Origin of the sequence: Streptomyces sp. TRM68416 (genome assembly GCF_014596915.1) — a bacterium.
Classification (GTDB): Bacteria; Actinomycetota; Actinomycetes; order Streptomycetales; family Streptomycetaceae; genus Streptomyces.
Genome location: NZ_JACVWU010000022.1, coordinates 101,379 through 122,037 on the forward strand (window position 1 = coordinate 101,379; position 20,659 = coordinate 122,037).

The 20,659-nt window shown below is 72.7% G+C and carries 17 protein-coding genes and 1 pseudogene; 7 read left to right on the top strand and 11 right to left on the bottom strand.

The window, feature by feature from the left end:
• Positions 1 to 52: 52 nt before the first annotated feature.
• Positions 53 to 235: pseudogene (locus ICC28_RS30465) on the bottom strand (GNAT family N-acetyltransferase); the annotation flags it as partial.
• 308 nt (positions 236 to 543) lie between these two features.
• Entirely contained in the window at positions 544 to 1,224 is a 681-nt protein-coding gene (locus ICC28_RS30470; protein ID WP_188291978.1) for a chaplin, read from the bottom strand.
• 261 nt (positions 1,225 to 1,485) lie between these two features.
• On the opposite strand from ICC28_RS30470, the gene ICC28_RS30475 reads away from it, so the two are divergent.
• The 3 genes from ICC28_RS30475 (at position 1,486) to ICC28_RS30490 (ending at position 5,297) form a co-directional block, all read left to right on the top strand.
• Complete coding sequence (locus ICC28_RS30475; RefSeq protein WP_188291979.1) at positions 1,486 to 3,054, top strand: alpha/beta hydrolase; 1,569 nt, start codon at positions 1,486 to 1,488, stop codon at positions 3,052 to 3,054.
• 298 nt (positions 3,055 to 3,352) lie between these two features.
• On the top strand, positions 3,353 to 4,084 hold the full coding sequence (locus ICC28_RS30485; protein ID WP_317454127.1) for an LUD domain-containing protein: 732 nt from the start codon (positions 3,353 to 3,355) through the stop codon (positions 4,082 to 4,084).
• Between the two features lie 115 nt (positions 4,085 to 4,199).
• Positions 4,200 to 5,297: a chemotaxis protein gene (locus ICC28_RS30490; RefSeq protein ID WP_188291980.1), complete on the top strand. Its 1,098-nt coding sequence runs from the start codon at positions 4,200 to 4,202 to the stop codon at positions 5,295 to 5,297.
• Between the two features lie 22 nt (positions 5,298 to 5,319).
• On the opposite strand, the gene ICC28_RS30495 is transcribed toward ICC28_RS30490, so the two are convergent.
• Positions 5,320 to 5,733, bottom strand: a complete 414-nt coding sequence (locus ICC28_RS30495; protein WP_188291981.1) for an SsgA family sporulation/cell division regulator — start codon at positions 5,731 to 5,733, stop codon at positions 5,320 to 5,322.
• 190 nt (positions 5,734 to 5,923) lie between these two features.
• Between ICC28_RS30495 and ICC28_RS41175 the strand changes: the two genes are divergently transcribed.
• Entirely contained in the window at positions 5,924 to 7,366 is a 1,443-nt protein-coding gene (locus ICC28_RS41175) for a sigma factor (protein WP_188291982.1), read from the top strand.
• Between the two features lie 266 nt (positions 7,367 to 7,632).
• Positions 7,633 to 9,060: a PP2C family protein-serine/threonine phosphatase gene (locus ICC28_RS30505; RefSeq protein ID WP_188291983.1), complete on the top strand. Its 1,428-nt coding sequence runs from the start codon at positions 7,633 to 7,635 to the stop codon at positions 9,058 to 9,060.
• A 59-nt stretch (positions 9,061 to 9,119) separates the two neighbouring features.
• Here the strand turns inward: ICC28_RS30505 and ICC28_RS30510 are convergent, their stop codons facing one another.
• The gene (locus tag ICC28_RS30510; protein ID WP_188291984.1) at positions 9,120 to 10,610 is read right to left on the bottom strand and encodes a hypothetical protein; all 1,491 of its coding nucleotides are present in this window, start codon (positions 10,608 to 10,610) and stop codon (positions 9,120 to 9,122) included.
• A 255-nt stretch (positions 10,611 to 10,865) separates the two neighbouring features.
• On the opposite strand from ICC28_RS30510, the gene ICC28_RS30515 reads away from it, so the two are divergent.
• Both ICC28_RS30515 and ICC28_RS30520 read left to right on the top strand, forming a co-directional pair.
• Positions 10,866 to 12,005, top strand: a complete 1,140-nt coding sequence (locus ICC28_RS30515) for an aminoglycoside phosphotransferase family protein (protein WP_188291985.1) — start codon at positions 10,866 to 10,868, stop codon at positions 12,003 to 12,005.
• 309 nt (positions 12,006 to 12,314) lie between these two features.
• Positions 12,315 to 14,261: an N-acetylmuramoyl-L-alanine amidase gene (locus tag ICC28_RS30520; protein WP_188291986.1), complete on the top strand. Its 1,947-nt coding sequence runs from the start codon at positions 12,315 to 12,317 to the stop codon at positions 14,259 to 14,261.
• A 5-nt stretch (positions 14,262 to 14,266) separates the two neighbouring features.
• Here the strand turns inward: ICC28_RS30520 and ICC28_RS30525 are convergent, their stop codons facing one another.
• From ICC28_RS30525 to ICC28_RS30555, 7 genes are all read right to left on the bottom strand, one after another.
• The gene (locus tag ICC28_RS30525) at positions 14,267 to 14,764 is read right to left on the bottom strand and encodes a hypothetical protein (RefSeq protein WP_188291987.1); all 498 of its coding nucleotides are present in this window, start codon (positions 14,762 to 14,764) and stop codon (positions 14,267 to 14,269) included.
• 430 nt (positions 14,765 to 15,194) lie between these two features.
• Positions 15,195 to 16,100, bottom strand: a complete 906-nt coding sequence (locus tag ICC28_RS30530; RefSeq protein ID WP_188291988.1) for a universal stress protein — start codon at positions 16,098 to 16,100, stop codon at positions 15,195 to 15,197.
• A 138-nt stretch (positions 16,101 to 16,238) separates the two neighbouring features.
• Positions 16,239 to 16,481, bottom strand: coding sequence for a DUF397 domain-containing protein (locus ICC28_RS30535; RefSeq protein WP_188291989.1), 243 nt, complete (start codon positions 16,479 to 16,481; stop codon positions 16,239 to 16,241).
• An 85-nt stretch (positions 16,482 to 16,566) separates the two neighbouring features.
• Positions 16,567 to 17,733 carry a thiolase domain-containing protein gene (locus ICC28_RS30540; RefSeq protein ID WP_188291990.1) on the bottom strand — a complete coding sequence of 389 codons (1,167 nt, stop codon included), beginning with the start codon at positions 17,731 to 17,733 and terminating at the stop codon, positions 16,567 to 16,569.
• Entirely contained in the window at positions 17,730 to 18,773 is a 1,044-nt protein-coding gene (locus ICC28_RS30545) for a thiolase domain-containing protein (RefSeq protein WP_188291991.1), read from the bottom strand. The genes ICC28_RS30540 and ICC28_RS30545 overlap by 4 nt, the downstream gene beginning before the upstream one ends.
• Entirely contained in the window at positions 18,770 to 19,711 is a 942-nt protein-coding gene (locus ICC28_RS30550) for a Zn-ribbon domain-containing OB-fold protein (RefSeq protein ID WP_188291992.1), read from the bottom strand. Before ICC28_RS30550 ends, ICC28_RS30545 begins: the two co-directional genes overlap by 4 nt.
• Before the next feature lie 13 nt (positions 19,712 to 19,724).
• Positions 19,725 to 20,525, bottom strand: a complete 801-nt coding sequence (locus ICC28_RS30555) for a crotonase/enoyl-CoA hydratase family protein (protein WP_188291993.1) — start codon at positions 20,523 to 20,525, stop codon at positions 19,725 to 19,727.
• Between the last annotated feature and the right edge of the window lie 134 nt (positions 20,526 to 20,659).

Here is a 20,659-nt window from a genome sequence, read left to right on the forward strand (position 1 = left end):
TTCCAGCCCCGGGGAGCTGTCGCGCCGGGCGACGGGGGCGTCCTCGGGGCGGCTAGGGCACGTACACGTAGGGCGTCGTCGTGGTCAGCGGGGCGAAGCCCAGGCGTTCGAGGATCGGGCGGCTCTGGTCGGAGGCGTCGACCTGGAGGTAGGGGAAGCCGTGCCCGGCGGCGGCACGGGCGCGGTGTGCGACGAGCGCCCGGTAGATGCCGCGTCCGCGCCAGCCCTCCACCGTGCGTACCGAGCGAGTACCTTCTCAAGATCCATGGGCACACTCCAGCAGCACGCCACCCGGACGACAACGGCTTTACGGCGGCCCGGACCCGACCTTCCAGCAGGGCGGCCGTCTCCGGGGTCAAGAGTTCGGTGAGCGGAGGGCGGATCGGACGTGTCCTCGCGCCGTCGGCCCGGGAGTTGCCGGTCACCCGTAGCGACTCTGATCCGGCCCTGGTGGGTTACGGGACTGCGGGGTGGGGCGAGAGGCCCGAACGGCGGAGGCCCCGCCGGTCGGGTGTCCGGTGGGGCCTTCCGTCTCGGGGCGGGTCAGCGCATGGGCCGGGGGCGGTAGCGCCGGTGGAGGGCTGCGCCGCCGAGGATCAGGGCGGCGGCGCCCGCGGCGGCGGGGAGGGCGTGGTCCGCTCCCGTACGGGCGAGGGAGGTGTCGGGGCCCTGCGGGGCTTCGGGGGCGGGCCCGGGGCCGGGGTGGTCCCTGGGCGGTGCGGGCGGCTTGGGGGCCGGCTCGGCGGGGCGGTCCGGGCGGTCGGGTCGGTCCGGGCGCGGGGGGCGGTCGCCGGAGGTGTTCACGGAGTCGTTGCCGACGGCCGCGTTGCCGATGCCGACCACGTTCACGCTGTTGCCGCTGACGTTCACCGGGAGATCGACCGGTAGCTGCAGGCCGTTGCCGGAGAGCACCCCTGGTGAATCCTTTCCGCCGCTCTCGGCGGCAGCTCCGCCGGGCGTGGCACGGTCATCGGCGGTGCTCTCGGCGGCGCAGGTGTTGCCGGCGGCCGGATTGAGCAGCCCCACCACGTTCACGGTGTTCCCGCACACGTTCACCGGGACGTGCACCGGAAGCTGGATGGTGTTGCCGGAGACCGGACCGGGCGAGCCGGTCGCGGTGCCGTCCGCCGCGGAGTCGGCCTGCGCGGGCATGGCCACAGCCATCGCGCCGGAGGCGGCGGCGACGGCGACGGCGATCACACCGTTTCGGGTAACCCGTCTCATAGGTTCCCTGCCTTCCAGACATGGACACGGGCGCTCGCCCGCACCGGGTAAAACGCAGGCGAACCATCCGAGTTATGGCTTATCGGCCTTTCACCCCATCGAGCGGCATGGTTATCGAACTGGTGGCAAAACCATCACGGCCGCCGCCCGGGGGGGCGCAGAGTACGGCACCGCCCGGGTCGCCGCCCGTCCGCGGGCGCGGCCCGCGGGCACCGCTTATCGTGAGCGAAGGTGCCGTTTCGGGCATCCCTGGAGGCATCGATGCCGGTCAAGTTGTCGAAGCGGCGGGCCCTGCGCCGCAGCACGGTCACCGCGGTCGTCGGACTCGCGCTGCTGGGCGCGGGGCTGCCGGCGGTGGCGGCGGACGGCGACGGGCCCGGCCTGGCGCGGTTCTACCGCCAGAAGGTGGCGTGGACGAAGTGCGAGGGCGCCGAGACGCCCGAGGATCTCCAGTGCGGGAAGGTCACCGTCCCCCTCGACTACGCCCACCCCGAGGCGGGCACGCTCGACCTGGCCCTCGCCCGCTATCGCGCGACGGGCAGGTCCCGGGGCTCGGTGCTGCTGAACTTCGGCGGTCCGGGCGGCGCGGGCGTCGCCCAACTCGCCTTCGGCGGCAAGGATTTCATGGGCCTGACCAACGGCTACGACGTGGTGACCTTCGATCCCCGCGGCGTCGGCAGGTCCTCGCCGGTCAGCTGCGGGGACGGCGCCGAGGAGACGGCGGACGACGGCACCGGGCTCGACGCCGATCCGCAGGCCGTGCTCGACGGGATCCGCAGGACGGCGGCGGCGTGCGCCAAGCACTCGGGGCCGGTCCTGCCGCACATAGGCACGGTGAACGTCTCCCGGGACATGGACGTGATGCGCGAGGCGCTGGGCGACAAGAAGCTCAACTACCTGGGCTTCTCCTACGGAACGCGGCTCGGCGCGGTGTACGCGGCCCAGTTCCCCAAGAAGGTGGGCCGGATGGCGCTGGACGGCGTGGACACCCTCACCGACCCGCTGACCGAGCAGGGCGTGGCGGGCGCCGAGGGCCAGCAGCGGGCGCTGGACGACTTCATCACCTGGTGCACCAAGGACATCGCCTGCCCGTTCGGCCAGGATCCGCGCACGGCACGGGAGGAGGTCGTACGGCTCGTCCGGTCGCTGGACGACAGTCCGGTACCGACCGACTTCGGAGAGCTGTTCACCGGGCAGGATCTGGTGGGTTCCATCGGACAGGCGCTGTACAGCGAGGAGTTGTGGCCGTCCCTGCAACGGGCCCTGGCCTCGCTGGTCGAGGACGGCGACACACGCGGTGTCGTGGGCCTGGCCTCCGGAGGCATCAGGCTGCCCGGCCGGGCGGCGGAGACGGACGGCGGCCTCGTCGACGAGGAGGACGTCCCGCCGGACAACCTCCCGGCGGCGCTGATGGCGATCAACTGCGCGGACGACCCCGACCGTCCCACCGCCGCGCAGATCACCCGCGACCTCGACCGGCTGCGCGCCGAGTACGAGCGGGCGTCCCCGGTGTTCGGCCGCTACCGGCTCTCCGAGGTCCTGATGTGCTACGGCCGCCCCAAGGGCACCGACTTCATCCGCGAGAAGGTGAAGGACGTCAAGACGCCCAAGCTGCTCCTGGTGGGCACCCGCGGCGACCCGGCGACGCCGTACCGGTGGACCGTGCAGACGGCCGAGCGGCTCGGTGACGCCGCGGTGGTCCTGGACAACCGCGACGAGGGCCACACCGGCTACGGCTCCTCGAAGTGCGTGCACCGCACGGTCGACGCGTTCCTGCTGTACGGCTCCCTGCCGGCGAACGGCAGTTCGTGCGGTCCGGACGCCGGCTGAGTACGGACTCCGCCTGATCCCACCCCCTCCGCCTCACCTTCCGCGGGGCTGTGCCGTCGTACCGGCGAGGACGACGAGGGAGAGGGAGAGGGGCTTCCGACGAACGACTTCCGGGCCATCGCGGACCGCGTCGAGATCGAGGCGCTGCGCGGCGAGTTCACCGACGCGGTCATGATGAGCGACCGGCCCCGCCTGGCGTCGCTGTTCACCCCGGACGGCGCCCTGCGCATGCCCGACGCCTCCGGCGAGCAGTTCGGCCGGGAGGTATCCGGACCGGGGGCGAACGGCTTCAGGGCCTGTGGGACTTCTTCGTGGCACGGACGTGGGCTGGCGGTTCGCCGAGCGGGTGTACGAGATCAGGTACCTCGGCACCTCTCCCCTCGCGGGCACCGCCCCACGCACGGACGTCACGGTTCCGGCCACGCCCTTTTCCGTGCCGGCAACGGCCGAGCAACTGGAGCGGGTGGCCACCGCGTTGCGCGCCAACGGCTTCGCCGCCGAGGTCCTCGACGATGCCGCAGCGGCGCGTACCCGCGTCAAGGAGCTGGTCCCCGAGGGCACCGGCGTGCTCACCGGGGCCGGCGAGACCCTCCGGTCGTCCGGCATCGACGAGGACATCAACGCCAGCGGCCGCTACGACGCCGTCAGGCCGCGCGTCCTGGCCATCGGCCGGGCCACAGGCGCCGACGAGATCCGCAGGCTGGTCGGCGTGCCCGACTTCGTCGTCCACAGCGTCGCCGCGGTCACCGAGACCGGCTCGCTCGTCCTCGCCTCGGGCAGCGGCAGCCAACTGCCCGCCACCGCGGGCGGCGCGGCCCGCGCGGTCTGGGTCGTCGGCGCCCAGAAGGTGGTGCCCGACCTACGCGCGGCCCTGCGCCGGGTCGAGGAGCACGCCCTCCCGCTGGAAAACACCCGCGCCCAGGCTGCCTACGGCATGCCCGGCGCCGTCAACCGGCTGCTCGTTCTCCACGCCGAACCCCACCCGGGACGGGACACGGTGCTGCTCCTGCGCGAAGCCGTCGGATACTGACCCGGGGTCCGGTCGCCGTAGGTCAGCCGCTGTGTTCGCCCCGCGGCGGCGACCGTGGCGCTGGATCGTTTTGCCCCCTCATGCCCGATCGGCGAAACGGTCCTATCGTGCTGTCATGGAGCACGCACTGAGTCCCACCGCATTGACCGAGTTGCGCCGACCGCGCCCGTATCCCGCGGTGTCCGTGCTGACGCCGACGCATCGCCGGGAGCCCGAGAACGCCCAGGACCCGGTCCGGCTGCGCAACGTGGTGGCCGAGGCCAAGAAGCAGTTGGAGGCGGATCCCTCGGTCAGCCGTGACCGCCGGGTGGACGTGGCCCGGCAGCTCGACCAGGCCCTCGCCGAGGTCGATCTCACGCACGCCGAGGACGGGCTGGTCATCTTCGCCGCGCCGGGTGAGCACCAGGTGTGGTCACTGGCCCGGCCCGTGCCCGAACGCGTGGTGCTCTCCGACACCTTCCTCACCCGCAACCTCGTCTCGGCACAGGCCGCCGAGCGGCCCTTCTGGGTGCTGTCCGTCTCCGCCGACCGTGTCACGCTGTGGAACGGCGGCGCGGACCGCGTCACCGAGGAACGCGCGGGCGGCTTCCCGCTCACCCGCAGTCACGACAACTTCGACGCGGAGCGCCAGGAGCGGATCGGCGATCTGCCCAGCACCTTCCGCGACGAGAGCACCCGGCACTTCCTGCGCGACGCGGACGCCGCGATCAGCAAGCTGCTGCGCGACGATCCCCGCCCGCTGTACGTCACCGGCGAGACGGCGGCACTGTCCCTGCTCGACGAGGTCGGCAGCGTGACCAAGGACGCCGTCCACGTCCGGCACGGCGGCCTGACGCACGCCACCCCGGACGCCGTGTGGCAGGCGGTGCGCCCGATGGTCGCGGCCGACGCCCGCAGGACCACCGAAACGGTGGCCCGGGAGCTGGAGTCGGCCCGCGGCCGCCGGGCGTACGCGGCCGGCGTCGACGAGGTCTGGCAGAACGCCCGCGAGGGCCGGGTGCGGCTGCTGGCCGTCGAGGAGAACTACCGCGTCACCGTGCGCAACGAATCCGGCGGCCATCTGGTCCCGGCCGAGAGCGGCGATCTCGACGCCCGCGAGGACATCGTGGACGAGATCGTCGAGCAGTGCCTGGAGACGGGGGCCGACGTCCGCTTCGTACCGGACGGCGCCCTGGGCGACGCGAGCGGCATCGCCGGCGTGCTGCGGTACTGAGCCCGCGGGGCGGCCGTCACCGTCAGACGCTCCCGAAGAGTGCGCTGAGCCCTTCCTCGACGGCCGCTCCGACGTCCTCCTGTCCGGCGGCGACTACGGCGTACGTGCGCAGCACGAAGCGCTCCAGGGCCGAGGTGTCGAACTGGAGCAGCGCCAGGCCATAGGGCGAGTGCAGCTCCAGGACCGTTCGAGCACGTCCGCACGGCCAGATGTGCACGTCCCCGCCCCCGGTGGGACCGTGCAGCCCGTCCGCCAGCAGACTCCGGGCGAACGTCCAGGTCACGCCCTCTCCGTCGAGCGAGATCTCGGGCGGGAAGTCGATGTGCACGGCCAGCGGGTCGGCCGAGGTGTAACGGAGCGTCGCGGAGGCGGGCAGTTCCTGTTCGTCGGCGGTGATCAGACGGGCACGGGCGGGCTGCTGCAGGGTCACGTCCATGGCTGTTCTCCACTGCGAGTGAGAGGCCGGCCGGATGACCGGTGTGTCTTTACGACCTCGCAGGTGCCGCTCGCATTACGCCCAAGCCTCAATTGATTGACGTGACCTGCGTCACTCTCGAATCGGTCATTTGTCATTTAGGGTTACGAACTTGTCCGAACCCATCACGGGGGACGGGAGAGTTCCTGCCATGACCGACGGCCCCGCCGCGACGCCCGCACCGGCGCCGCCCGAGTCCGCCATCGCCGCCTACACCCGCGTCTACGAGGAGGAGCAGTCCCGGCTGGTCGCCTACGCCCGCTCGCTGACCGGTGACCTGTGGGTCGCCGAGGACCTGGTGGCCGAGGCACACTTCCGGGTCTGGCGGCGACTGTCCGCCGGGCACGAGGTCGAGAACGTACCGGCGTACCTGACGACGACCGTCCGGCACCTCGCCGCCGCGGTCGGCGCCGCGTCGGCCAGGGAGACCCCGCAGGACCCCTGGGTCGCCGAGCGGGTCGAGGTGGGCGCCTCGGACAACGACCCCGCCGAGCGGATGTCCTCGGTCGACCTCCTCGTCCGCGTCCTGGGCCGGTTGCCGCGGCGCTGGGTGCAGGCTCTTTGGCTCGCGGAGGCCGAGGGGCGCCCCCTGGACGACATCGGCCGCCGCCTCGGCACCGGACGCGGCGCCACCGCCGTACTGCTGCACCGGGCCCGCGAGGGCATGCGGCAGGCGTTTCTGCGGGCGCACCCCGGACTGCCGGACGACCCGGCCTGCGCGGCGCACTGGGACCGGATGCCCGCCTACGTCCGCGAGGCCGCCACCCCCCGGCAGTCCGGGCGGCTCCTCGCCCATCTCGACGACTGCGCGGACTGCCGGGCCCGGCTCGCGGTACTGATGCGCGCCAACGAGCGGCTGCCCGCGTTCACGGGTCCGGCCCTGCTCGTGTTCGCCGTGGGCGGCACCGGCAAGTTCCTGGTCCCCCTGGCCGCGGGTGCGGCGGGCGCCGCCTCCGCCACGCACGGCGGCAGCGGTCTGCTCGACTGCGTACGGCACGCCGTGACCGCCGGCGCGAAGGCGCCCGGCGCGGCACTGACCGCGATCGGCGCGACGGCGGCGGGTGCGGCGCTGGCGGCGGGGATCGCGCTCAGCGGCAGCGGCTCGCCGGCGCCGCCCGAGGAGCGGCCGGTCACCGCGCAGAGCTCGTCGGCGGAGGCCCCCGAGGAGGTCACCGAGCGGGCCGCGGCCTCCCCGGGCGACGCCAAGGGGGCTGCGGCGGGGGCGACGCGCGAGGGGGTGGTGGCAGCACCCGGGACGACGGAGGCGGCACCCGAGGAAGCGGAAACGACGCCCGAGGAGGTCGAGGTGGCACTCCCTGCGGCGCCCACGGCTCCCCCGGCGCCCGAGTCGATGTCCGCGGAGGCCGAACCGACACCCACGCCCACACCGACCCTCACACCGACACCGACTCCGACCCCCACACCGACCCCGACCCCCACACCGACTCCGACCCCGACACCCCCGGCGATCACACCCACACCCACCCCAACCCCGGCGCCGCCCACCCCCGTCGACCCCACTCCCGCCCCGCCGGAACCGACCCTGGTCTGCGAGCCCTGGCACGGCCCGATCCACATCTGCCGCACTGGCTAGAACACGCTGCCGTCGAACACAGAAATGATTGCGGGCGCAGACCACCCGACACACCGTCACATCACGTACGCTGCCTACGACTTGACCCACCCGATGCTGTACGCGGGACCTACGGTGAGAGCACTCCGTGAAGACTGTGGCATATGCCAGAAGCACCACCGTATCGTGTGTTGCCAAATCCCTTACAGGCCGTCGCGGGCTGTGCAACAGTCGTAACGGTCCCTCCGTCAGCCTTGTCGTACCGTTCCCCTTCACCGGAGTGCGTCATGCCGTCCCATCTCTCTGCGGACCGCCCAGCCGCCCAGCCACCCGGACGCGGCTCGGTCGAGGCGCTCATATCGCAGGCGCGACGCCTCAAGGGCGACGTGGACGCGGTGCGGCGGGACACACAGAGCGACGGTGCGGACCCGCAGGAGCGCTGGCAGCGCGCGCTCTGCGACCTCGCCCTGACCCAACTGGAGGACCTGGACGTCCACTTGGCCCAGTTGCGGGAGGGACCGCCGCCCGTGCCCGACGCACCGGCGGCACCCCCGCCCCGGACCGTGCCGCCCGCTCCCCGGCACGGCTCGCTGCTCAGCCGGGTCGGCAGCGCGGAGTGGAACCTCCTGACCGACGAGGCCAGTTGGTCCGGCGAGCTCTACGAGATCCTGGGCCGCGACCCCGCCGCTCCCCCGCTCACCCTCGACGAACTGCCGTCCCTGGTGCACGAGGAGGACCGGCCCAAGCTGACGGCCATGGTCACCGACTGCCTCATCGACGCCAAGCCCATCGACGGGGAGTTCCGTGTCGTCCGCCCGGTAGGAGACGTGCGGACCGTGCACATGATGGGCGAGCCCGTGCTCGCCGCCGACGGCAGCACGGCCTCGATGTGGGCCGTGCTGCGGGACGTCAGCGAACTGCGCCGCAGTCAGCGCGCGGTGAGCGAGACCCGTGAATCGCTCCAGCGCCACCGGCACCGGGCGCAGACCGAGCACCGGCTCGCGGTCGAGCTGCAGGAATCCGTGCTGCCGCCGTGGCGCGGCTCCCTGCGGCTCCCGCACCAGGGCCCCGAGACACTGGACCTGGCGGCCCACTACCTGCCCTCGGCCAGCAGCGCCCTGATCGGCGGCGACTGGTACGACGCCCTCGAACTGGCCGACGGATCCACCCTGTTGAGCGTCGGCGACCTCACCGGACACGGCGTCGCCGCCACCTCCGGCATGGCGATGCTGCTCGGTGCGCTGCGCGGCATGGCGATGGCAGGCACCGAGCCCGGGCAGCTGATGAGCTGGCTCAACCAGTTGCTGGACGCCACCGTCCAGCCCGCCCTCGGCAGCGCCGTCTGCTGCCGCTACCGGCCCGACACCCGCACCCTGTCCTGGGCGCAGGCCGGACACCCCGCCCCGCTGCTGTTCCGCGACGGGACGGGACGCACGCTGCAGGCACCGGACGGAGTCCTGCTCGGCGCGACGACAGGTGCCACGTACGAGCAGGCCGAGGTGGCCCTTGAGCCGGGCGACCTGCTGCTCCTGCACACCGGCGGGCTGGTGCCGGGGCACAGCGGTGCCGAGGCCATGAGCCGACTCCTCGACCTGGCGCCGCGGTTCGACGAGGCGCGCACCGCGCAGGACTGCCTGCGGACGGTCGTGGAGGAGTGCGGCGAGACCGAGCGCGAGAACGACGCGTGTGTGCTCGTCGCCCGGGTGACGGCCTGAGACAGATACCTGAGACAGATACAGGCGCCTGTGGAGAAGGACTTCAGCCCAGGGGTTCCTTACGCCCGTGCCGTGTTGCCGCCCTTCGCCGGCTTCGGCAGCGCCACCCTGATCTCCTCCCGCAGCTCGTGGATCTTCGGATAGCTGGAGTACTCCGCGGTCAGCCGGTACATCTCCCGCAACCGGTCCCAGGTGCGGTGGGAGGAGTTGGAGCCCATCGACACCAGGGCCAGGCGCGCGTACCGGTCGGCCTGTTCGGGGTCGTCGGCGATGAAGCAGGCGGAGGCCATGGACAGGAAGTCGAAGATCTTCGATCGCTGCCGTCCGTCGACCCGCAGGGCCAGGGCCTTCTCCGCGTAGTGCTGGGCGTGCACGGCCGCGTTCGGCTCGTGCTCCGCCAGTGTGCGGTAGGCCAGGGCCTGCATGCCGTACAGGTCCTCCTCCTTGAAGGTCTGCATCCAGCTCGGCGCAGGCACGTCCCCCTTGTCGGAGACGAAGAGGTCCTCCGCCTGTCCCAGCGTGCGGCGCATCGCCTGGCCCTTGCCCATCGAGGCCTGTGCCCAGGCCTCGATGGTGTAGAGCATCGCCCGGGTCCGCGGCAGCACCTCGGCGCCGGAGCCGGACTGGGCGAGCTTCATCAGGTCCAGCGCGTCGTCGGGCCGGCCCAGGTGCACCATCTGGCGAGCCGCTCGGGAGAGCGCCTCCCCGGCGCGTGGCCGGTCGCCGCCCTCACGGGCCGCGTGGGCGGCGATGACGAAGTACTTCTGGGCCGTGGGCTCCAGGCCGACGTCGTGCGACATCCAGCCCGCGAGGACGGCGAGGTTGGCGGCGACGCCCCACAGGCGCCGTTGGAGGTGTTCGGGATGGCGGTAGGCGAGGATGCCGCCCACTTCGTTGAGCTGTCCCACGACCGCCTTGCGTTGCAGCCCGCCTCCGCGGGCCGCGTCCCAGGCGCGGAACACCTCGACCGAGCGCTCCAGTTCCTCGATCTCCTGCGACCCGATGGGGGCGGCCTCGTAGCGGTCGAACCCAGCGGGGTCGGCGTGCAGGGGATCGGTGAAGCGGGGAGCGTCGGCTTTCAGGGTGGGGTCGGTGTGCAGCCAGTCGTGCATGGCGCTGCTGAGTGCTGATCCCGCGGCGAGCGCGGCACCCGCGCCCACCAAGCCGCGTCGGTTGAGCATGAGGTCCATTCCCGTGAATTCGGTGAGGACCGCGGCCGTCCGCTCGGGCGCCCACGGCACACCGTCGGGATGTTCCACATTCCCGCCGCTCTGCCGTTTCCCCGCACGCCCGTGCCGGACCAGACCGAGGTCCTCAATGGTCACGACACGGCCGAGTCGCTCGGTGAACAGGGCCGCCAGCACCCTCGGCACGGGATCGCGGGGGATCTCCCCCATGTCGATCCAGCGCCGTACCCGCGAGGTGTCGGTCGACAGCTGGGGGTGGCCCATGGCCGCCGCCTGCCGGTTGACCAGCCTCGCAAGTTCGCCCTTGGACCAGCCGGCCAGGCCGAACAGGTCCGAAAGGCGGGTGTTGGGTTGTCCGCTCACGTCAAGCCCCCAGGTTCTCGGCTGAGTTGACAGTAGCCCGGGGAGAGTTGCCGGGCGACTATTCGCCAGGGTTCGCCAGGGTGCGCCAGATGGTGTGCCAGTGGGCGACGGGTGTCAGGTAGATATGCGCCACCCCGACCCGGTCACCACCCGGCAACACCGGTGCATTCCCCAGGGTGCACCCGGGCGTCCGGGTCGGGCAGGCGTTCGCGCTTCAGCAGGCACAGCAGGCACACGAAGGGATCTGTTTCGCCCATGTACGCAGCATCGTCCTCCGTGTCCGCCCCGCCCCGGACGCTGCACCCCCGCCCGGCGGGCAGCGGCCCCTACCTCGACCCCGCCCGTCCGGCGGCGCCCGTCCTCGGAGCGGGCCGGCCGCGGCGCACCGCGGGGCTCGGCACCCCACCGCTCAGCGGGAGACTCGACTTGTCCGGCCCCCAGGGCGCCCAGCTGCGTACGGCCATCGCGTCCGTGCACCGGATCTGCCCGGAGTTCGCTCCGGTGCAGGTGCTGCGCCGGAGCGGCCGGTCCGTGCTCCTCGTGGGGACGACAGGACGCAGCACGGCCGTCGCCAAGTGTTTACTGGACCACTCCCCCGCGTGGGCGGAGCGGATCCGGCACGAGATAGCTGCCTACCGCTCGTTCGTCCGGCACCGCCCCCCGGTGCGGGTGCCCCGGCTGATCGCGGCGGACCCGGACAACTGCACGCTGGTGATCGAGCGGATGCCCGGACGGGTGGCGGCACTGCAGCGGCACCCCACGGAGGCTCCGTCGCGCGCCGACATCAGGGCGGCCCTCGCCTCGGTCTGCCGACTCAACGCCTGGCGGCCGCCGGCGGGCACCTTCGACGCGCCGCTGGACTACGCGGCCCGGATCGCCCGCTACCACGAGCTGGGTCTGCTCACCGACCGGGACATGGGCGACCTGCAGAAGCTGCTGCACGGCATCGCGCACGCGGCGGGCCGCCAGGGCATGGGCCAGTTCAACCACGGCGACGCCCTGCTCTCCAACATCCTGCTGTCCCCGGCCGGTCCAGTGCTGGTGGACTGGGAGCACGCGGGCTGGTACCTGCCGGGCTACGACCTGGCGGTGCTCTGGTCGGTCCTCGGTGACGCCCCGGTGGCCCGGCGGCAGATCAGCCAGATCGCCCAGTCGGCGGGCCCGGCCTCGCGGGACGCGTTCCTGGTGAACCTGATGCTCGTACTGACCCGCGAGATCCGTACCTACGAGATGGCCGTGCAGCGTTCGATGCACGACGCGGCCCCGGCGGCACCGGGAGTGGCCCACCCAGGTGCTGCGCCGTCCGGCGAGGAACAGCGGCTGTTGCTCAGGCGGCTGCACGACGACTGCCAGATGGCCCGACGGGCCGTCCGCGCGGCGGTCGGTACTCGCTGACGGGGATGACGGTCCGCGGTGCGCCCGGGACAGCGGCGCGCCGCGGACCTTCGTATGCCCGGACGCGTCTGCCCTTCGTACGCCCCGGTGCGTCTGCCCTTCGTATGCCCTGACGCGTCTGCCCCTGGGGGTACGCCACTGGCGTCCCGCAGGTCCGGCGGGCCCCCTCGCGAAACTCCCGGGAACCGTGGTTGACAAGGGAATTGTCCTGTCCCTGGGCATGATTGACGGATCGTCGGAGAGCCGGTACCGCTGACGCACGCCCGGCCCCGCACGGCTCGTCGCGCCCGACCGCCCCAGGAGGCTGCATTGCGTGGATCCGTCACCGTCCCAAAACGTGCCGCCGCAGCGGTGGCGGGTACGGCGCTGCTGCTGCCGCTGCTGGGCGCGGCCCCGTCGGCCCCTCCCGGCGCCGAGGCGTCCGCGAGCCGCCTCCAGTCGGCGTTCGGCGCGGCGGCGGCCGAGTACGGGGTGCCGCTGAGCGTGCTGCTGGGCGTCTCCTACCTCCAGTCCCGCTGGGACGCGCACGCCGGGGCGCCGAGCGTCACCGGCGGCTACGGTCCGATGCACCTCACCGACGCGCGTACCGCGCTTGCCGGGGCGGTCCATCACAGCGAGGGCACGGAGGACGCCCGCGGCGACCAGGCCCGTGCGCCGCTCGTGCCCGAGGAGCGGATCCCGCAGAGCGGCGAGATCCCGGCCCGTCTCAGGACGCTGCCGAAGGCCGCGGAGCTGACCGGGCTGAGCACGGCACGGCTCCGCGAAGACCCGGCCGCCAACGTGGCCGGGGGTGCCGCCCTCCTCGCCGCCGCCCAGCGGGAGCTGGGCGAGCCGGCGAGCGCGGACCCGGCGGACTGGTACGGGGCGGTGGCCCTGTTCTCCGGCGCCGACGACCGCGCGACGGCGGCGGCGTACGCGAACGACGTCTTCGGCGTGATCCGCACCGGCGGTGAGCGCGTCACCGACGCCGGTCAGCGGGTGGTGCTGGCGGCGCAGCCGGGTCTGCGGCCCGACACCGCCGCCCTGGCGGGCGCGGGGCTGCGCGCTCCGGCCGCCGGTGACACGGAGTGCCCGGCATCGGTGCCCTGCGAGTGGATCCCGGCGCCGTACGAGGAGTTCGGGGACGACGACTACGGCAACCACGACCTGGGCGACCGTCCGGCGTCCCAGAAGATCGAGTACATCGTCGTCCATGACACCGAGGGCCGCTGGGAAGGCGTCCTCAACATGGTCCAGGACCCCACGTATGTGTCGTGGCACTACTCGCTGCGCTCCACGGACGGCCATGTCGCGCAACATGTGAAGGCCGAGGACGTGGGCTGGCACGCGGGCAACTGGTATGTCAACGCCAAGTCCATCGGGCTGGAGCACGAGGGCTTCCTCGCGCAGCCGGACGCCTGGTACACGGAGGCGATGTACCGCTCCTCGGCCCGCCTGGTGAAGTACCTCGCGCGGAAGTACGGCATCCCGCTCGACCGGCAGCACATCCTGGGCCACGACACGGTGCCGGGGCCGACCGCGGCGACGGTCAGGAGCATGCACACGGACCCGGGCCCGTACTGGGACTGGCGGCACTACTTCGAGCTGCTGGGCCGCCCCTTCGGCCCGACCGCCGGGCAGGACGGCGGCATGGTGACGATCCGCCCGGACTACGCCACGCACCACCCGGTGTTCACGGGCTGCGCGGCGGCGGGCGAGCCGTGCGCGGCGCACGGTTCGAGCGCGGTGCGGCTGTACTCGGGGCCGGGGACGTCGTACCCGCTGATCAAGGACATCGGCCTGGGCTCGACTCCCGGCACGGGCGTGAACGATCTCTCGTCCCGGGTCTCCACCGGTCAGCAGTTCGCGGTCGCGGGCCGGGACGGCGACTGGACGGCGATCTGGTACCTGGGGCAGAAGGCGTGGTTCGAGAACCCGGCGCAGGCACCCACGGCGGTGAACGCGACGGGTCCGGTGGTGACGCCGAAGGACGGCCGCGACAGCGTCCCGGTCTACGGCCGCGCCTACCCGGAGGCCTCCGCCTACCCGGCCGGGGTACCCGCCCAGCCGGTGTCCCCGCTGCCGTACCAACTGCTCAAGGGGCAGAAGTACGTGGTCGGGGGCGCGGTGCCGGGCGAGTACTACTACGCGGTCACCTTCGACGCGGCCTCGCACCGGGTCGTGGTCGGTGAGGACCTGTACTACGAGATCCAGTTCGGGCACCGCGTGGCGTTCGTACGGGCCGCGGACGTACGGGTGGTGCCCGCGGCCGGGTAGCCGGGTCAGCCCTGCTGGAACAGCTCCGCGGGCAGGGGCTTCAGCAGGGCGTACAGGTCGTCGGTGATGGGGCGGTCCCAGGCGGCGATGGTCACCAGGACGTTGTCGCTGCGGTCGAACTGCACGCAGGAGATCCGGCTCTCGGAGAGCTTCAGCCGGCGCACGATCAGGAGGTTGTCGCCCTGCATGACGGGGACGTCCTCGGTGCCCACGACCCGGACCTCCTCGTCGTTGTCCAGGGCCAGCAGCAGTTGGGCCACCTCGAAGGGGATCTCGTCCTCGGCGATGTCCCGGGCCGGGGAGCCCTCCGGCAGATTGCCGATGATCATCGCGGGGCCGCGGCCGCCGAACAGGTCATAGCGGAGGAACACGCCCTGACAGCTGCCGTCGGGCGCGGGCAGCAGCCCGGCGCCGAGATTGCCGGGCCAGTCACCCGGGTCCATGGCCAGTACGTCGAAGTCGGGCCCGGCGGGCGTGGCGCTACGGCGGCGGAGGAACGACATGCCGCCATGGTACGTGCCCGCCCCTGCTCCGCGACGGCCGGGCGCCCCTCACCTCCGACTGCCCGTCGAAGGCATCCACCGGTGCCGCACGGCCCGTTACCGACGAGTACACACGGATCGCCGGGGTCCTCACGGCTCGCCACCGGGCCCGGACACCCGAGCACCGGAACCGACCTGCCGACGGTGACAGCGCACCACCCGCGATGCGGGAACGCCGGAGCAGCGGAGTACCGCTGGCGAGGCGTGCCCGACGCTCGCCGTCGGGCCGGACACCAGGACACCCGGGGACCAGAACCGGCCTGCTGTCCGCCGCCGGCGAGCGGGCACCGGCCGCCCAAGCGACCCGCGCCACCTCCAGTGCGGGAGCGCCGGAGCAGCGCGGTCGGGGCAGCCGAGTACCGGTACCGGCGCGCGGTGGACGCGGGCCGGCTCAGTCCTCCGGCGGTGTCGGGGGGATCACCGCGACGGGGCTTGCCGCGTGGAGGAGTACGGCCTGGGTGACGGAGCCGAGGATGCGGGTGGGCGCGAGGAGGCGGCGGCGGTGGCGGCCGACGACGGTGAGGGTGGCGTTCTTGGAGGCGGCGACGAGGTGACCGGCCGCGTCGCCGGGGGCCACGTAGGGCTCGGCTTGCACGTCCGGGTGGCGTTTGCGGTGGGCGGCGAGGAAGCCCTCGGCGAGGGTGCGGGTCTCGTTCTCGACGGCTTCCTGGTCCACGGCCGGCGGGACGATCTGTCCGGGGGCCGCGGTCCACACCTGCACCGGCCACGGGTAGGCGGCCACGGCCTGGACGCGGGCGCCGCGCCGGTCGGCCTCGGCGAAGGCGAAGCCGAGTGCGGCCTCGTCGGGGCTGTCGACCTGGAGGCCGACGACCACCCGGGGCCCGGGGCCGGCGGGCACGCCGTCGTGCACCTCGCGTCCGGGCCGGGGCACCACGACGACGGGGCACTCGGAGTCGCGGGCGGCGGCCATGCCGTTGGAACCGAGCAGGAGGCTGGCGAAGCCGCCCCGGCCGCGCGAGCCGAGGACCAGCAGTTGGGCGGTGGAGCCCAGTTCGGGCAGGACGGCGCCGGGTGCGCCCTCCAGGCCGAGGTACTCCATCACCGGCCGGTCGGGCAGGCCCGCGAGGTAGGTGCGCACCTGGTCGAGGACCGGGTCGTCGTCCTGGTCGGCGGGCCCGGCCACCAGCACGTCGGCCTGCATCCAGGCGGCGTACTGCCGTACATGGACCACCCGCAGCGGCGCCCCGCGTCCGCGGGCGGCGTCGAGGGCCCAGTCCAGGGCCCGCATGCTGTCGTCCGAACCGTCGACCGCCGCGATGACCGGCAGGGTGCTCATGGGTTCCTCACCTCCGGAGTACGACCTTCCCCCCGGGGCCAGCCTCGCTCAGGCGTCCGGCCCTCGGGGTCGCTCATGGTCGCGTGTCCGGAAAAAGCGGCGAAACACCCCCGGATCGGCCCGCCAGATCGCGTCGGGTCACGTCAGGTCGAACTCGCCCTCCCGTGCCCCCGACACGAACGCCCCCCACTCGGCCGGAGTGAAGATCAGGGAAGGACTCTCCGGACGGCCGCTGTTGCGCATCGCGATGAATCCCTCGACAAAGGCGATCTGGACATCTCCCAGACCGCGGCTGGTCGAGTGCCACTCGGCGCTGCTGAGGTCCAGCTCCGGCTTGTCCCAGCCCGTGAGTGGCTGCTGCTGGATGGTGCTCTCGGCCACGTCCGTGCTCCTCCCGAATCCGCGTCGTCCGCGGCCAGCCTAGCGATCGGTTCGTGGCGCCAACAGGCCACGTGAGGGGGACCTTTCAGGAGTCGGGCGGCTGCGCCCCCACGAGCCACATGGAGAAGAACTGCGAGCCGCCGCCGTAGGCGTGCCCGAGCGCCTTGCGGGCCCCGTCCACCTGGTGTTCCCCGGCCTGTCCGCGCACCTGGAGGGCCGCTTCGGCGAACCGGATCATGCCGGAGGCGCCGATGGGATTGGCCGACAGGACGCCGCCCGACATGTTGACGGGCAGGTCGCCGTCGAGTTCGGTCACCCCGGACTCGGTGAGCTTCCAGCCCTCGCCCTCGGCGGCGAAGCCGAGGTTCTCCAGCCACATGGGCTCGTACCAGGAGAACGGCACGTACATCTCGACCGCGTCGATCTCCCGGCGAGGGTCGGTGATGCCGGCCTGCCGGTACACATCGGCGGCGCAGTCCTTGCCGGCCTGCGGGGACACGGCGTCCTTGCCCGCGAAGAGCGTCGGTTCGCTGCGCATGGCGCCGCCGTGCATCCAGGCGGGCGGGCGGGGTGCGCGGGCGGCTCCGGCCCGGTCGGTGAGGACCATGGCGCAGGCGCCGTCGGAGGACGGGCAGGTCTCGGAGTAGCGGATGGGGTCCCAGAGCATGGGCGAGGCCTGGACCTTCTCCAGGGTGATGTCGTGTTCGTGGAGGTGGGCGTAGGGGTTCTTCAGGGCGTTGCGCCGGTCCTTGTAGGCGACGAGGGAGCCGACGGTGTCGGGGGCGCCGCTGCGGCGCATGTACGCGCGCACGTGCGGGGCGAAGAAGCCGCCCGCCCCGGCCAGCAGGGGTTGCTGGAAGGGGATGGGCAGGGACAGTCCCCACATGGCGTTGGATTCGGACTGCTTCTCGAAGGCGCAGGTCAGCACCGTGCCGTGGACGCGGGAGGCGACCTGGGCGGCGGCGACGAGCGCGGTGGAGCCACCGACCGAGCCGGCCGTGTGCACCCGCAGCATGGGCTTGCCCACCGCGCCGAGGGCGTCGGCGAGGTACAGCTCGGGCATCATGACGCCCTCGAAGAAGTCGGGTGCCTTGCCGATGACGACGGCGTCGATGTCGGCCCAGGTCAGTTCGGCGTCGTCGAGGGCGCGTCGGGCGGCCTCGCGGACGAGTCCGGCGATGGACACGTCCCGGCGGGCCGCCACGTGCTTGGTCTGGCCGACCCCGACGACGGCCACGGGCTCCTTGCTCATCGCGGGTCCCCTTCCAGTACGGCGACCAGGTTCTGTTGCAGACAGGGGCCGGAGGTGGCGTGGGCGAGGGCGCGGTCGGACGCGCCCCGGTGGATGCGGGCGGCGGCCTCGCCGATGCGGGCGAGCCCGGCGGCCATGACCGGGTTGGCGGCGAGCGCGCCGCCGGACGGGTTGACGCCGACCTCGTCCCCGAGCCCGAGCGCCTTGCGCAGGACGACCTCCTGAGAGGTGAAGGGCGCGTGCAACTCGGCGGTGTCGACGGGCCGTTCGAAGGCGCCGGCCTTTTCGGCGGCGAGCCGGGTGGAGGGCGAGTCGGTGAGGTCGCGGACACCGAGGGAGTGAGCCTCGACGCGGTGGTCGATACCGCGGATCCAGGCGGGCCGTGCGCACAGCTCGCGGGCGCGGTCCCCGGCGGCGAGGATCACGGCGGCGGCGCCGTCGCCGACGGGCGGGCAGTCGCCGGTGCGCAGCGGCCGTACGGCGTACTCGCCGTGCGGCACGTCGCCCTTGAGCTGGGCGTGCGGGTTGTCGGTGGCGCGGCTGCGGGCGCCGATCGCGGCCAGGGTGGGCTCGTCCGTGTCGCCGGCGTCGATGAGTGCCTGGGCCTGGAGGGCGGCCAGGGCGATGGAGTCGGGCCAGAGGGGGGCGACGTAGTACGGGTCGAGCTGGCGGGTGAGGACGTCGCGCAGGGAGCCGGGTGAGGACTTGCCGTAGGCGTAGACGAGGGCGGTGTCGGCGTCGCCGGTCAGCAGTTTGGTCCAGGCCTCGTACAGGGCCCAGGCGCCGTCCATTTCGACGTGCGACTCGGAGATGGGGGGCCAGGCGCCGACGCCGTCGAGGGCGAGGGTGAAGGAGAAGGCGCGGCCGGCGAGGTAGTCGCTGGAGCCGGAGCAGGTGAAGCCGATGTCGGCGGTCTTCAGCCCGGTCCGGTCGAGGACCTCGTGCAGGACCGGCATGAGCATCTCCACCTCGGAGAGGTCCTCGCTGGTGCGCCGGGTGTCGGTCTGGGCGAAGGCGACGACGGCGATCTCGCGGGTCACAGCAGCTCCCTGTAGGTGTCGTAGTCCGCGTCGGGTTCGCCGGTCGGCCGGTAGTGGGCGGGGTATCGGGCGTTCTCGGTCCACACCGGTTCGACGCGCAGTCCCATGCGCACCTGGTCGTAGGGGATGCCGGCGATGCGGCCGTGCAGGGCGAGGTCGGCGCCGTCGAGGGCGATGTGGGCGTAGACGTAAGGGACTTCGATGTCGAGGTTCTTGGCCTTGATGTTGACGATGCAGAAGGTGGTGACGGTGCCGCGGGGGCCGACCTCGACCTGTTCGGAGGTGGCGACGCCGCAGGTGGGGCAGGCGCCCCTGGGCGGGACGTAGACCTTGCGGCAGGAGGGACAGCGTTCGCCGACGTTGCGGTGGTCGGCGAGGGCGGTGATGTAGGCGGACTGGGCGCGGCCGGGCGAGTAGGTGTAGTCGAGGCGGGCCGGGGCGACGATGCCGGTGACCGGGTCGGCGAACTCGCCGCTGTGGACGCCGGGTTGGGCGGCTTCGCCGTCGTGGGGCTCGAAGCAGGCGATGTCCGTGATGGCGCCGGTCCGTTCCGCGGCCCAGCGGATGCGGACGCGCATGCCGGTGCGGACGGTGTCGGGGCCGGGGGCGTCGAGGGCGTGCAGGAGGGAGGTGTCGGCGCCGTCGAGGCGGACCAGGGCCCAGGCGAAGGGGGTGGCCAGGGGCTGGCCGCGGCGGGGGGCGTGGTTCCAGGCCCAGGTGGTGACCGTGCCGGTGGGGGCGACTTCGACGAGGTCGCGGATCTCCTCGGCGGTGACGGGGTCGTACTCGACGGGCGGGACGAGGGTGCGGCCGTCGGTGGTCCTCACCCCGAGGACGACGCGTTCGCGCAGGCCGGTGAGGAAGGCGCTCTGGACGGGGCCGAGGGAGCGGGTGAAGGGGAACTCGACGACGAGGGGGGCTTTGAGGACTTCGGGCACGGTGACTCTCCCCTTATGCACGCTTGTAGTGGGGCGGTCGCTTCTCCGCGAAGGCGCGGGCGCCTTCCTTCGCGTCGGCGGTGTCGAAGATCGGCCACCCTCGTTTGAGTTCGGCGGCCAGACCGTCGGCCTCGGTCATCTCCGCGGTCTCGTACACGGACGCCTTGACGGCCTCGACGGCCAACGGGCCGCACGCGTTGACCTGTTCGGCGATCTCCAGCGCCTTGGCGAGAGCCGTGCCGTCGGGGACGACGTGTCCGATCAGACCGATGGCGGCGGCCTCCTGGGCGGAGTACGGGCGCCCGGTGAGCAGCATCTCCAGGGCGTGGGTCCGGGGAATCTGCCGCTGCAGCCGGACGGTCGAGCCCCCGATCGGGAACAGTCCCCGTTTGACCTCGAAGAGGCCGAACGTCGCCGACTCGCCCGCCACGCGGATGTCGGTGCCCTGGAGGATCTCGGTGCCGCCGGCCACGCAGTACCCCTCGACGGCGGCGATCACCGGCTTGCGGGGGCGGTGGTGGCGCAGCATGGCCTTCCAGTGCAGGTCCGGGTCGGCCTTGAGGCGGTCCCGGTAGTGCTCGCCGGCCATGCCGTCGCCGGCCAGGGCCTTGAGGTCCATGCCCGCGCAGAACGCGCCGCCCGCGCCGGTGAGGACGATCGAGCGGATCTCGTCGTCGCCGTCCGCTTCCAGCCAGCCGTCGTACAGGCCGACAAGCATGGGCAGCGAGAGGGCGTTCTTGGCCTGTGGCCTGTTGAGCGTGAGCACCAGTGTGGCGCCCGCGCGCTCCACCGTGAGGTGTTCCGTTCCACCCATCGACCGTCTCCCCTCTGACAGAACGAGAACAGGTTGCAGGAGGCGCCGGAGCACTTCAAGGGTTTTCTGACAGACAGTCAGATTTCTTGTGCGCGGACCCTTCCCAGTTGTGCCGCCCTTTGCTCTGATGACCG

Coding starts and splice junctions, on each gene's coding strand:
- ICC28_RS30525 (WP_188291987.1), bottom strand. CDS start 14,764: ATGTCGTTCCTCCGCCGCCGTAGCGCCACGCCCGCCGGGCCCGACTTC.
- ICC28_RS30555 (WP_188291993.1), bottom strand. CDS start 20,525: ATGGGTGGAACGGAACACCTCACGGTGGAGCGCGCGGGCGCCACACTG.
- ICC28_RS30530 (WP_188291988.1), bottom strand. CDS start 16,100: ATGAGCACCCTGCCGGTCATCGCGGCGGTCGACGGTTCGGACGACAGC.
- ICC28_RS30495 (WP_188291981.1), bottom strand. CDS start 5,733: ATGGACGTGACCCTGCAGCAGCCCGCCCGTGCCCGTCTGATCACCGCC.
- ICC28_RS41175 (WP_188291982.1), top strand. CDS start 5,924: ATGACCGACGGCCCCGCCGCGACGCCCGCACCGGCGCCGCCCGAGTCC.
- ICC28_RS30490 (WP_188291980.1), top strand. CDS start 4,200: ATGGAGCACGCACTGAGTCCCACCGCATTGACCGAGTTGCGCCGACCG.
- ICC28_RS30540 (WP_188291990.1), bottom strand. CDS start 17,733: ATGAGCAAGGAGCCCGTGGCCGTCGTCGGGGTCGGCCAGACCAAGCAC.
- ICC28_RS30515 (WP_188291985.1), top strand. CDS start 10,866: ATGTACGCAGCATCGTCCTCCGTGTCCGCCCCGCCCCGGACGCTGCAC.
- ICC28_RS30470 (WP_188291978.1), bottom strand. CDS start 1,224: ATGAGACGGGTTACCCGAAACGGTGTGATCGCCGTCGCCGTCGCCGCC.
- ICC28_RS30505 (WP_188291983.1), top strand. CDS start 7,633: ATGCCGTCCCATCTCTCTGCGGACCGCCCAGCCGCCCAGCCACCCGGA.
- ICC28_RS30475 (WP_188291979.1), top strand. CDS start 1,486: ATGCCGGTCAAGTTGTCGAAGCGGCGGGCCCTGCGCCGCAGCACGGTC.